The sequence below is a fragment of the Bradyrhizobium sp. ORS 86 genome (genome assembly GCF_045571475.1).
Classification (GTDB): Bacteria; Pseudomonadota; Alphaproteobacteria; order Rhizobiales; family Xanthobacteraceae; genus Bradyrhizobium.
This window is the reverse complement of sequence record NZ_CP120699.1, coordinates 2,745,768-2,758,304: the sequence shown is the minus strand read 5'-3', so window position 1 is coordinate 2,758,304 and position 12,537 is coordinate 2,745,768. Positions and strand designations below refer to the sequence as shown.

The following is a 12,537-nucleotide window of genomic DNA, read 5'->3' as shown; positions in this document are numbered from 1 at the left end:
CGTCGCGTGCGTAGAAACGTCAGCCGTCCAATACTAGCAAAACTTGGCGTAAGGCAAGGTCTGTCGCGCGCGCAGCGCTATTGGCCGCACGCGATCTTGCGGACCCGAACCGACGAAGCGAGCACAAAGATCGCCTTAAGTCCCCATGTCGCGACTCGCTCGCACAGTTCGGAGTCAGACGACGGCTGGGACACGGCGTCGGATGCGTAGGCGGAAAAGCCATAATTCGGATCCTTACTGCACTCTGGATTAAATCCCCTCACCATCGGCACGCCGAGGACCGCGGGAACGACGAGCGAGGCGGCTCGGCAATCCCGGTAGGCCGACCAATACACCGCGAGGTCGGGCGGAATGAACACCGCCGCGCCGGGCGTGCGGGTCACTCCGGCTTCCGACAACCTTTGTATGGATTGTCCCCTGGCCAGCCGCTTCACGTCGCTCGCAAGCGCGCGTCTGCCTGCTCCCCCGGGGATCAATAGCGTGCGGACGCGACGCCATGCGACCGGATTGGGAGACGGGCCGTCTCCAAGATAGCCTCTCGCACGGAGCTGAAGCTCCGCGAATTCGTCTGCGAAAGCGAAAGGGCTGCCGGTCTTCTGATCCGTTCCCAGAGTGACCAGCAGGATTGCCACGACTATCGGTTCGGGCCGAAACAGCTTTGGCGCCAAGCCATAAAGCCACGGACCGCCATAGGCCGACACAAACACGATCGCGGCGAACGTTCCGACATTCACGAAATAATACGCCGCGCCGCCGGCGGTCGAGAGGATCAGCGCCGGCATCGTCGCGGTGACGGCGATGAGGGCAAAGGCTTCGGCACTTTTCCTTTCGGATGAAGTGCCAACGCACCACACAGCGATCGCGCCAAGCACGAGCACCGCATTCGAGGCGACGTGCAACCATGCCATGTCCGGATAATCCCGGGCGAAGCTCAGCGGAGCAAGCATCTGCGCCGTTCCGCCGAGGCCGCGGAAGATAATAACGCCGGCGAGGGCTGCGACGAACAGCAACGAAAGCATCAGCTTGAGGAATGTCAGGAGTGTTCTGCACCACTGCCGCAGCAGCAGATAAGCAAACGGGACCGCGAACACCGCACCGACTGAGACCTTGGAGAGCCCCATCAAGATCGTCGCGACGGCAAGGCAGGCAGCCAGCAGACCCAACCGTCGGCCCCTGCCGGTCCGTGAGATCTCAGCAAGCGAAGGCAGCGCCAGCAGATAAATGATGATGGCAAGAAAGTAGGACTCCGACACCAGGTATGACGTCGGCCCTGTAATTTCGGTCAGAACCAGCAACAGAAGCGGAAACAGTACAACGAGGGCGCCGCCGTTCAGCCCTTGCCCGGCGGGACGTAACGCATGGGTCCCCAGCGACAGACTAAAAAACAGCATGGGAATGGCGACGACCTGGGCACCGACGAAATAGGCAGTCAGTGTGTCCGTGCCGAGCCACAGGCCGACGCAACCGAGCCAGATGTGCGACAGGAAGTGGTATTTGAGCGGCACGAAGCCATCGAGACCAGTGCTGAGCTCACCATGCTTGACCAGCATGTTCGCGATTGACGCATGGAACAGCGTGTCCAGATTTGAAGTACCGACCAGAGCCTGCTCCGGCGACAGCACATTGGTATAACCTTGCGCGTTGACGAGCAGAAAGTAGCCGAGGCCCGCGAGGACGCCGCACCCGAAGACCGGCAGCGTCCGACCGACCGGCATGCGGCGTCCGGCGGTGACAACGTGCAGGATCCCGGCTACAAACAGCACGATCAGGACAGGATCAACGACGAATTCGGCCGTGCGTCCCATGAGCCAGGCGAGGCACGGCAAGAACAGTACAACCAAGGGACACATCAGCACCGCGACATGCGACGCGCCACGCCGCTCGACCCGTGACAGCGCGAGGGTCGCCGCCGAGACGGCGGCGCTCAGGAGGAAAAACGCCTTGAGGAAGACCAGGGCGGGCGGACCTCCCATCGGCCACCGAACCACGGCGCCCATGGCCGCGAACACCGCCGACATCGTCAAAGCGAAAATCACCACAAAGACGATCGGGGTCGGCTGCGCGCCGGGTTGCGGGCCGTACCGGATGAAGCGCCGCGCCACAGACCAAGGCTCAAGAAGATGTTCAGCAGCCATCACGCAAGCGAGCCTGTTTCGGGACTGGTTGCGCACGATGGTTCCACCGCGGCGATCGAGGGAGGCGGTACAAGCCCCAGATTGCGGCCCGCCGAACCCCGCCGCTACCACACCTCGGGATGGGACGCCACTGCTAGCGAAACTTGCATGATCCGGCTCCCTGCCGTATCTAACGACTCGAAATTTGAGACGTTTTCGGACGGCTCGCGCCGGTCATAAGAACCGGAATTTCCTCTACTTTTTGCCCCCCGACTTGGACCCAGGACATTGGCAGGCAAGAGCCACCTCACGATCGCAGAAACGGAATCCATTGAGGAGGCGTTTCGTCGCCTCAATGCCAACAAGCTCGGCATCCTATTCGCCGAGGATGGCGCCGGCCGCATTGTCGGCGCGGTCACCGACGGCGATATCCGCAGGCGGCTCTTGACCGGCGTCTCGATCACCGGCCAGGTCGCAAGTTGTATTAATCGCGACTTTGTCTGGGCTCGCGCCGGCGCACCACGCGAGCAGATTCTCAAATTGCTCGACCAGCGGGTGCACGTCGTCCCGATCCTCGATCTCGACCTGCGGTTGGTCGACGTCTTCAGCCGCGACTTGTTCAGCCTATCCGCCGAGAGCGAGGTGTTCGCGCGCGCTCGGTCGCCTGTCCGCATCAGCTTTTCTGGCGGCGGCACCGACCTCACCCATTATTTTGTCGACAATGGCGGTGCCGTGATCAATGCCACGATCGGGATGTACGCGCATGCCACGCTGCGGCGGCGCAATGACGGTCGCATTCGGATCTACTCACATGACTTCCGCCGTCGCATCGAGGCCGACGATCTCGCGAGCCTCGGCAGCGACGGCGAACTGGCGCTGATCAAGTCGGTGATCCGGCTGATCAACCCAGCCTACGGATTCGATCTCGACGTATCCGCCGATTTTCCCGTCGGTTCCGGCCTCGGCGGCTCGGCCGTGGTGTCTTCGGCGATCATCGGCTGCTTCAACGAATTCCGCAGCGATCAGTGGGATCGGCACGAGATCGCCGAAACGGCATTCCAAGCCGAGCGATTAATGCTGAACATTCCCGGCGGCTGGCAGGACCAGTACGCAACTGTATTCGGCGGCTTCAACCACATGGAATTCTCCTCAGAACAGAACACCATCGTACCGCTACGCCTTGATCCTAACATCATAGCTGAACTCGAGGAGAGCTTGGTGCTCTGCTACACGGGCCTCAATCACGATTCCGGCTCGGTGCACCGTGATCAGAAAGCGCAGCACCGGACCACCGATGCGATCGCCGCGGCGGCCAAGCAGAAGGAAGTAACGCGCCAGATTCGCCATCATCTGCTGCGCGGCCAACTCCTCGAATGCGGCCGGCTGATCGACCAGTCTTGGCACGCCAAGCGCCAGCTGAGCTCCAAGATCAGTTCGACCGAGCTGGACGGAATCTACGATCACGCCAAGGCCAACGGCGCAGTCGGCGGCAAGCTACTCGGCGCCGGCGGCGGCGGCTATTTCATGTTCTTCGTCCGCCCGTTCAAGCGCTACCCACTGATCGCAGCACTGGAACAAAAAGGTCTGCGCTGCTCGCGCATTGCATTCGAGGAAAACGGACTCAAGTCCTGGAAATCGCGGTTTCCGGCGGATACGACATCATAGATCGAGAAAAGTGCTGATGAATTCGACCAAGCAAGCTGCCGCAATCCGGATCGGCACCCGTACCATCGGCGATACACAGCCGTGCTATGTCATAGCCGAGGTCGGCAACAACCATAACGGCGACTTCGATCAAGCGATCGCGCTGGTCGACGCGGCGGTCGCCGCCGGTGCCGACTGCGCCAAATTCCAGATGCGCAAGCTGGACGAGGTCTATCGTGCCTCCTCGCTGTCCGGAAAGGACGATGATCTTGCGGTCGAGTACACGCTCGACCTGCTGCGCCGCTTCGAGCTAACGACTGAGCAGCAGCGCGGCATCGCCGACTATTGCGCTTCCAAAGGGATGCAGTATCTCTGCACGCCTTGGGATGCGGCGAGCGTCGCGGCGCTCGAAGATTTTGGCGTTCAGGCCTACAAAGTTGCTTCCGCCGACCTGACCAACCTGCCGCTCCTTGCAAAGCTCGCCGCCACTGGCAAGGCGCTGATTGTCTCGACCGGTATGAGCACGACAGACGAGATCAAGACCGCGGCAGGGTTCCTCGACGATCGTGCGGCGAGTTACGTGCTGCTGCATTGTCAAAGCACCTACCCGGCTGCGCTTCACAACATCCATCTGCGCTTCATGGAAACACTGCGCGAGATCCACCCCTTCGTCGGCTATTCCGGCCACGAACGCGGCATCGCTGTTTCGATAGGCGCGGTGGCACTCGGCGCCGTCGTGGTCGAGCGTCACATCACACTTGATCGCGAGATGGAAGGGCCCGACCACGCAGCGAGCCTCGAGCCCGAAGAGTTCAAGGCGCTGGTCTCGGGCATCCGCGAAATCGAAGCCGCGCGCGGCGAGAAGCTTGCCGAACGCGCGCTGAGCCAAGGCGAGTTGATCAATCGCGAAAATCTCGCGAAAAGCCTGGTCGCGGCGCGCGATATCGCTCCCGGCACGGTCATTTCGGACGCCGACGTCGCAGTGAAAAGCCCCGGTCAGGGCCTTTCGCCGTTGAAGATGCCGGCACTGATCGGGAAGCGCATCGCACGCAAAATGTCGGCCGACGACTACTTCTTCCAAAGCGATCTCCATGAGGGGACGGTTCAGGCGCGGCGCTATCGCTTCGACCGGCCCTGGGGCGTGCCGGTACGCTATCATGACACCGAGCGCTTTTTGGAAATCTGCCAGCCCGACATCATAGAGTTCCATCTCAGCTACAGCGACATGGAGCGCGATCCCGCTGCTTACCTTTCCGGCACCTACGATCTCGGCTTTGTCGTCCATGCACCGGAGCTGTTCGCTGGCAGTAAGCTGATGGACCTCGCAACGCCGGACGAATCCCTGCGACGCTACTCGCTCGAGCAGACCCAGGCAGTGATCGACATCACCCGCGGCCTGAAGAAGTTCTTCCCCAGCACCAAGCGACCGCCGATCGTCGCCAATATCGGCGGCTTCACCATGGACGAGCCGCTGCCGCCGGAAGAGAAAGCTGAGCGTTACCGCATCTTCGCGGCGAGCCTGAAGGAGCTCGACATGGAAGGAGTCGAGTTGATCCCACAGACCATGGCACCCTTCCCCTGGCACTTTGGCGGCCAGCGCCACCAGAACATCTTCATCTTCCCGCACGAATCAGCCGCTTTCTGCACCGAGCATGATTTGCGGATGTGCGTCGACATCTCGCACACCAAGCTTGCGGCCAATCATTTCGGCTTCGACTTCGCGGAAGGTCTGGCGCAACTTGGCCCGCACATCGCGCATCTTCATTTTGGCGATGCCAAGGGACTTGACGGCGAAGGCCTGCAGGTTGGCGAAGGCGAGATCGACTTTGACGAGGTCGGCGCGTTGCTGCGCAAGCATGCGCCCGGCGCCTCCTTCATCCCAGAGATCTGGCAGGGTCACAAGAACATGGGCGAAGGTTTTTGGACGGCGCTTGAACGCCTTGAGGGCCGCGTATGACCGGCAAGGCAAAGCGCACGCTCGCCGTGGTCGCCGCACGCGGCGGCTCCAAGGGCATTCCGAACAAGAACTTGATCGACATCTGCGGTAAGCCGCTGCTGGCTTGGACCGTGATGCAGGCGGCCGCGGCGCGCGGTGTCGATGTTGTGGCAGTCTCCTCCGACAGCGATGCCATCCTTGCCGCGGCGGAAGCTGCCGGCGCGATCGGCGTCCGCCGCCCCGGAGAGATCTCGGGCGACTTCGCCTCTTCGGAATCGGCTTGGCTGCATGCCCTCGAAGCCTTGGATCAGAGGCTTGGCCCGTTCGAGCGAATCGTCGCGCTGCAGGCGACGTCGCCGATCCGCGAGTCCGGCGACATCGAAGGCGCGCTCGAGACTTTCGACCGCGAGAAGCTCGACAGCCTGCTCTCGGTCTGCGAGGTCGAGGACTATTTCAACTGGCGCATCGGCACCAATGGCCCCGAGCCGATCAATTACGACTTTCGAAATCGCCGCATGCGCCAGCAGATCGAAAAGCGCTATCTCGAAAACGGCTCGTTCTACGTGTTCATCCCCTCGCTTTTGCGCGAGCACCAGAACCGCCTAGGCGGCAAGATCGGAATGCACCTGATGGAACGGCACAAGATGTTCCAGATCGACCGCATCGAAGACATCAAACTGTGTGCGGCAATCATGCGCAGCTATGGCTATGACTGACCTCAGTCCATTCTCGCTCGCCGGAAAGACCGCACTTGTTGCCGGCGCCTCGCGCGGCATCGGCAAAGCGATCGCGGCCGGCCTTGCGAGTGCAGGCGCGACCGTATTCGGGCTCAGCCGCTCCGGTATCGCGCCGCAGGGGGTGAGCACCATCGTCTGCGACCTTGCCGACGACGCGGCGATCCAGCGCGCATTAGATGAAGTCGCCAAGGCGAGCGCCCGATTCGACATTCTTGTCAACGCGGCAGGCATCAGCCTGCCTGCCGGCAAGGCCGACGAGTTGCACCGCTTTCGTACCACGATCGCGACCGATCTAACGGCCGTCTACGCAACCATTCTTGCCGCCTATCCGCTCTTGAAGCAGGCGGGCGGCGGCTCGATTGTCAACATCACCAGCATCAACTCGGTGCGCGGCTTCCCTGGCAATCCCGGCTACGTCGCGGCCAAGGCCGGTCTCGCCGGCCTGACCCGCGCGCTCGCCGCCGATTACGCGCGCGATGGCATCCGCGTGAATGCGCTGGCGCCCGGCTATGTCGTAACCGACATGACGGCCGCGAGCCATGCCAATCCGGCGATGCATGAAGACCGTCGCCGCCACACCATGCTCGGCCGCTGGGGACAACCGGACGACCTCGTCGGTGCGGCGATCTTCCTAGCCTCTTCGGCATCAGCCTACATCACCGGACAGGAGCTGTTCGTCGACGGCGGCTGGACCGCCAAGGGCCTTGCAACAGCCAGGGATCGCCCATCGTGACCTCACCGCTTCAACGTATCGGTTTCATGCAGGGGCGGCTGTCGGCCCCGGTAAACGGCAAGATCCAGGCCTTTCCCTGGAACGAATGGCGTGAAGAATTTCCGCGCGCCAAGGCCCTCGGCCTGACGCGTATGGAATGGACCATCGATCAGGATCGCTTGCGCGAGAATCCGCTGACGACCAGTGACGGACAAAGCAGCGTTCTCGACCTCGCAAGCGCCAATGGCGTGCACATTCCGAGCCTCACCGGCGACTGCTTCATGCAGGCGCCGTTCTGGAAGGTAAGCGGCAATGCCCAAGCGGCGCTGGTCAGCGACCTCGACCTGGTGATCGCGTCCTGCGGCGCCCTCGGCATCGAATTGGTTGTGATCCCGCTGGTCGACAACGGCAAGATCGAGAGCGCAGACCAAGAAGCGACACTACTCCGCGTCTTGCACGAACGAACGTCGGCGCTTGTCAAGCAAGGCGTCAAGATTGTATTCGAATCTGACTTGCCTCCGGCGCCGCTGGCGCAGTTCATTGCAAAACTGCCGCGTGAATCCTTCGGCATCAACTACGACATCGGCAACAGCGCCGCGCTCGGCTATGACAGCGCGGACGAGATCGCTGCCTACGCGCCGCGCATTCTCAACGTTCACGTCAAGGACCGCCTGCGCGGCGGCACTACGGTGCCACTCGGAACCGGCGCAGCCGATCTCGCGAAGACCATTCGGCTCATCGAGCAGTCCGGCTATGTCAGCCGATATATCCTGCAGACGGCGCGCGCGACCGACAGCGACCACGCCGGTGCGCTGGCGCGATATCGCGACATGACGATCGGCTGGATCGAGGCTGCGCGACGATGAAGCTCGAGCTCGAAAACCGCGTCGCTCTCGTTGTCGGCGCCAGCCGCGGCATCGGACTCGCGATCGCCGGAGCGCTCGCTGCGGAGGGCGCAAGGGTTGCTCTCGCCGCCCGCAGTCTCGACGCGCTCAAGAGGGCGGGCGAGGACATCGGCAGCCAAACTTCGTGTCATGCGGCTGACGTGACCGACCCGGTTGCGGCGCTTGCGCTGGCAAGCAAGGTCGAGCAGCAATGGGGCGGCATCGATATCCTCGTTTGCAATGTCGGCAGTGGTGCGTCGGTTCCGCCGGGCAGCGAGACATCGGTGGAATGGTCGCGGGTGATGTCGCTCAATCTGTTCGCGACCACCAACATGATAGAGGCGACGCGGCCGATCATGGCGCGCGGCAGCGGAGCGCGCGCTATCGTCTGCATCTCTTCGATCTGCGGCCTTGCCGCTCTGGGTGCGCCCGTCACCTATTCGGCCGCCAAGGCCGCGCTCAATGCCACCGTGCGCGGGCTGGCACGGCCGCTTGCGCTGGAGGGCATCCGGATCAACGCCGTTGCGCCAGGCAATATCTTGACCGCTGACGGCACCTGGGCACGCAAGATCAAAGAAAACAAGGCAGCCGTCGACGACATGCTGGAGCACGAAGTCGCGTTGCGCCGACTCGGGAAACCCGAAGAGATCGCCAACCTAGTCACCTTTCTTGCCTCGCCCCGCGCATCATTCATCACCGGCACGGTGATCGTCGCCGACGGCGGCCAGTTGCGCGCCTGAAATGGAGCCATCCGATGACCGCCCTCGCCTCTCGTTACGATCTATCGGGACGCACTGCGCTCGTCACTGGCGCCGGCGGACTACTGGGACGCCAGCACGTTGCCGCCCTGGTCGAGACTGGCGCGCGCGTCGTGGTGACCGACATCATCATGGCGCAGGCCGAAGCCGCGGTCACCGCAATCAGGGACAAGATCCCGTCGGCGGATCTCGTGCCCGCTGCGCTTGACGTGAGCTCGGTGGACTCCATCCGTACAGTCAGCGATGACCTCGCCCGCTCCAGCATCGCGGTCGACATCCTCATCAACAATGCCGCGATTGATCCGAAGGTGACCTCAGCACCGGGCGTGGCGCACTCCTCACGCTTTGAGGCGTTCCCGGTCCCTCAATGGCAGACGGAGATCGCCGTGGGCTTGACCGGCGCGATGCTGTGCTCGCAAGTGTTCGGCGGCGCGATGGCCGCGCGAGGCCGCGGCGTGATCCTCAACATCGCCTCCGACCTCGGCGTGATCGCGCCGGACCAGCGGCTTTACCGGCAACCGAACGTCACGCACGAAGAGGAACAGCCGGTCAAGCCGGTGACGTATTCGGTGATCAAGCATGGCCTGATAGGCCTAACAAAATACCTCGCGACGTACTGGGCCGACAAAGGCGTCCGCGTGAACGCGATTTCACCGGGGGGCGTCTTCAACAACCAGGATCCCGCTTTCGTCGAAAAGCTCGCCCGCCTGATCCCGATGGGTCGCATGGCTGACGTCGAAGAGTACCGTGCCGCAATCCAGTTCCTCTGCTCGGACGCGTCGAGCTACATGACTGGCCAAAACATGGTCGTGGACGGCGGGAGGAGCGTGTGGTAACCACGCCGCACTCCCACAATACCTTCAATATCAGCCGGTGCAGAATCCAGCATGTTTGACGATAAATCCGTCTTGATTACCGGCGGCACCGGATCGTTCGGGCGCAAGTTTGTCCGTAACGTGCTGAAGAGCTTTAAGCCGCGTCGGCTCATTGTCTACTCGCGCGACGAGCTCAAGCAGTATGAGATGCAGCAGGAGTTCGACCAGCCCGCGATGCGCTATTTCATCGGTGATGTGCGCGACGGCGAGCGCCTACGCACGGCGATGAAGGGGGTGAACTATGTCGTGCATGCTGCGGCCCTGAAGCAGGTGCCGGCGGCGGAATACAATCCGATGGAGTGCATCAAGACCAACGTGCACGGCGCCGAGAATGTGATCCAGGCCGCGCTCGATGCCAACATCGAGAAGGTCGTCGCACTGTCGACCGACAAGGCGGCGCAGCCGATCAATCTCTACGGCGCCACCAAGCTCGCCTCCGACAAGTTGTTCATCGCAGCCAACAACATGGCAGGCGGACATCAGACGATGTTCAGTGTCGTTCGCTACGGCAATGTGGTCGGCTCGCGCGGCTCGATCGTGCCGCTATTCAACAAGCTGATCGCTGATGGCGCCGACCACTTGCCGATCACCGATCCGCGCATGACGCGGTTCTGGATCTCGCTGCAGCAGGGCGTCGATTTCGTGCGCAAGAGCTTTGAGCGAATGTCCGGCGGCGAGATATTCGTGCCGATGATCCCCTCGGTGCGTATCCCGGACCTTGCGGCCGCGATGGCGCCTGGCCTCCCGACCAAGGTAGTCGGTATCCGACCAGGCGAGAAGCTGCACGAGATCATGTGCCCGACCGACGACTCGCATTTGACGTTGCGCTTCCACGACCATTTCGTGATCAAGCCGACGATCAAGTTCTTCCGCAAGGATATCGACTATCTGACCAACCAGATCGGCGAAAAAGGCGAGCCGGTCGTGGACGGCTTCGAGTATAATTCGGGCCGAAACGATCACTTTCTCGATATCGCCGAAATCAGAGAATTCAACCGAATTGCGGTCCAATGATCCCCTACGGTCGCCAGGACATTTCGCCTGAAGATATCGACGCGGTCACCGAGGTGCTACGCTCGGACTGGCTGACACAGGGACAGGCCGGACCGACGTTCGAGCGCGCGCTCGCGGCCTATTGCAATGCCCGAAGCTCGATTGCGGTCGCGAATGCGACCGCTGCCCTGCACATCGCTTGCATCGCGCTCGACCTCGGTCCTGGCGACTGGCTGTGGACGACGCCGAATACCTTCGTCGCGTCGGCCAATTGCGCACGCTATTGCGGCGCAAGCGTCGACTTCGTCGACATCGATCCGCGCACCTACAATATGAGCGTATCGGCGCTGGCCGAGAAGCTTGCGGCGGCCGACAAGCAGGGACGACTGCCGAAGGTCGTCGTGCCCGTGCACTTCGCCGGTCAATGCTGCGAAATGGCGGAGATCCGCGTGCTCGCGGACCGTTATGGCTTCAAGATCATCGAGGACGCCTCGCACGCCGTCGGCGGTGAGTATCGCGGTCGCAAGATCGGCTGCGGCGACTACGGTGACACCACCATTTTCAGCTTTCATCCGGTCAAGATCATCACGACCGGCGAAGGCGGCATGGCGCTCACCAATGACGTCAAACTGGCTGAACGCATAGGCTATCTGCGCACCCATGGCATCATCCGTCCGGCCCAGCGTGCGCCGGACGGCCAGCCATCGAACGAGGAGCGCGACGGCCCCTGGATGTACGAGCAGATCGAGCTAGGCCTGAACTACCGGATGACCGACATCCAAGCCGCGCTCGGCACGAGCCAGTTGGCTCGGCTCGATTCATTCATCGCGCGCCGGCGCGAACTCGCCACGCGCTATGACAGGCTGCTGACGAAGCTGCCGCTCACCTGTCCCTGGCAGCATCCCGACACCAAATCCTCCTGGCATCTTTACGTCATCCGCCTGCACCGCAACGAGGTCAAGCTCAGCCGGCGTCAGGTGTTCGATGCGCTACGCGCCGCCGGCATCGGCGTCAACGTCCATTACATTCCGGTGCACACGCAACCGTATTACCGTAATCTCGGCTTCACCACCGGCATGTTTCCAGAAGCTGAAAGCTATTACGAGGATGCGATCACACTGCCGCTGTTCTCGAAGATGACCGATGCCGAGCAGGACACCGTCGTTGCAGCACTGGAAAAGATCCTGGCGTGAAGATAGCAGTTATCCCAGCCCGTGGCGGCAGCAAGCGGATTCCACGCAAAAACATCCGCGAGTTCTGCGGCAAGCCCATCATAGCCTATTCGATTGAAGCGGCACTTGCGACCGGACTGTTCGACCAGGTCGTGGTCTCCACCGACGACGACGAGATCGCAGCGGTCGCGCACCAGTTCGGTGCATCGATACCCTTCATGCGGCCGAAGGTGATCGCCGACGATTTCACCGGCACCAATGCCGTCGTCAGACATGCGGTGGAGTGGTTCATCGCGCAGAAGCACAACGTCACCCACGCCTGCTGCATTTACGCGACCGCGCCGCTGATCCGGCCGCTGTTCATCCAGGAAGGGCACGACGCGCTGTTAGCCTCCGATGCCGCCTTCGCGTTTTCCGTAACGGGCTACGCGTTCCCGATCCAGCGCGCTGTACGGCTCGGATCGGGCGGACGGGTCGACGCGCTCTATCCCGAGCACCGCATGGCGCGCTCGCAGGACCTGGAGCCGGCTTACCACGATGCTGGCCAATTCTACTGGGGCACCGCGCGGGCCTTCCTCGACGATGTACCGCTCTTCTCACCGCAATCGATCGGCGTCCCGCTGCCGCGCACGCTAGTACAGGACATCGATACGCCTGAAGACTGGGAGATCGCGGAGTTCATGTACCGCGCGCAGAACACCAAGTAGCGGCA

Annotated in this window: 11 protein-coding genes; 10 read left to right on the top strand and 1 reads right to left on the bottom strand. The window is 62.3% G+C overall.

Annotated elements, in window-relative coordinates; translation table 11 throughout:
- Positions 1-77: 77 nt before the first annotated feature.
- Positions 78-2,171: a hypothetical protein gene (locus P6U25_RS12400; protein WP_407151450.1), complete on the bottom strand. Its 2,094-nt coding sequence runs from the start codon at positions 2,169-2,171 to the stop codon at positions 78-80.
- 231 nt (positions 2,172-2,402) lie between these two features.
- On the opposite strand from P6U25_RS12400, the gene P6U25_RS12395 reads away from it, so the two are divergent.
- From P6U25_RS12395 to pseF, 10 genes are read left to right on the top strand one after another with little or no spacing between them, the layout of a single operon-like run.
- Positions 2,403-3,779 carry a CBS domain-containing protein gene (locus tag P6U25_RS12395; protein ID WP_407151449.1) on the top strand — a complete coding sequence of 459 codons (1,377 nt, stop codon included), beginning with the start codon at positions 2,403-2,405 and terminating at the stop codon, positions 3,777-3,779.
- A gap of 16 nt (positions 3,780-3,795) precedes the next feature.
- On the top strand, positions 3,796-5,715 hold the full coding sequence (locus P6U25_RS12390; protein ID WP_407151448.1) for an N-acetylneuraminate synthase family protein: 1,920 nt from the start codon (positions 3,796-3,798) through the stop codon (positions 5,713-5,715).
- Complete coding sequence (locus P6U25_RS12385) at positions 5,712-6,410, top strand: acylneuraminate cytidylyltransferase family protein (protein WP_407151447.1); 699 nt, start codon at positions 5,712-5,714, stop codon at positions 6,408-6,410. Before P6U25_RS12390 ends, P6U25_RS12385 begins: the two co-directional genes overlap by 4 nt.
- Positions 6,403-7,164: an SDR family oxidoreductase gene (locus P6U25_RS12380; RefSeq protein WP_407151446.1), complete on the top strand. Its 762-nt coding sequence runs from the start codon at positions 6,403-6,405 to the stop codon at positions 7,162-7,164. Before P6U25_RS12385 ends, P6U25_RS12380 begins: the two co-directional genes overlap by 8 nt.
- Positions 7,161-8,009 (top strand): sugar phosphate isomerase/epimerase family protein, encoded by an 849-nt coding sequence (locus P6U25_RS12375; RefSeq protein WP_407151445.1) that lies wholly within the window; start codon positions 7,161-7,163, stop codon positions 8,007-8,009. The genes P6U25_RS12380 and P6U25_RS12375 overlap by 4 nt, the downstream gene beginning before the upstream one ends.
- Positions 8,006-8,767 (top strand): SDR family NAD(P)-dependent oxidoreductase, encoded by a 762-nt coding sequence (locus P6U25_RS12370; protein WP_407151444.1) that lies wholly within the window; start codon positions 8,006-8,008, stop codon positions 8,765-8,767. Before P6U25_RS12375 ends, P6U25_RS12370 begins: the two co-directional genes overlap by 4 nt.
- Before the next feature lie 14 nt (positions 8,768-8,781).
- Complete coding sequence (locus tag P6U25_RS12365; RefSeq protein ID WP_407151443.1) at positions 8,782-9,621, top strand: SDR family oxidoreductase; 840 nt, start codon at positions 8,782-8,784, stop codon at positions 9,619-9,621.
- 51 nt (positions 9,622-9,672) lie between these two features.
- Positions 9,673-10,674 (top strand): UDP-N-acetylglucosamine 4,6-dehydratase (inverting), encoded by a 1,002-nt coding sequence (gene pseB, locus P6U25_RS12360; RefSeq protein WP_407151442.1) that lies wholly within the window; start codon positions 9,673-9,675, stop codon positions 10,672-10,674.
- Positions 10,671-11,846 carry a UDP-4-amino-4,6-dideoxy-N-acetyl-beta-L-altrosamine transaminase gene (pseC, locus tag P6U25_RS12355; protein WP_407151441.1) on the top strand — a complete coding sequence of 392 codons (1,176 nt, stop codon included), beginning with the start codon at positions 10,671-10,673 and terminating at the stop codon, positions 11,844-11,846. Before pseB ends, pseC begins: the two co-directional genes overlap by 4 nt.
- Positions 11,843-12,532 (top strand): pseudaminic acid cytidylyltransferase, encoded by a 690-nt coding sequence (gene pseF / locus P6U25_RS12350; protein WP_407151440.1) that lies wholly within the window; start codon positions 11,843-11,845, stop codon positions 12,530-12,532. Before pseC ends, pseF begins: the two co-directional genes overlap by 4 nt.
- Positions 12,533-12,537: the final 5 nt, after the last annotated feature.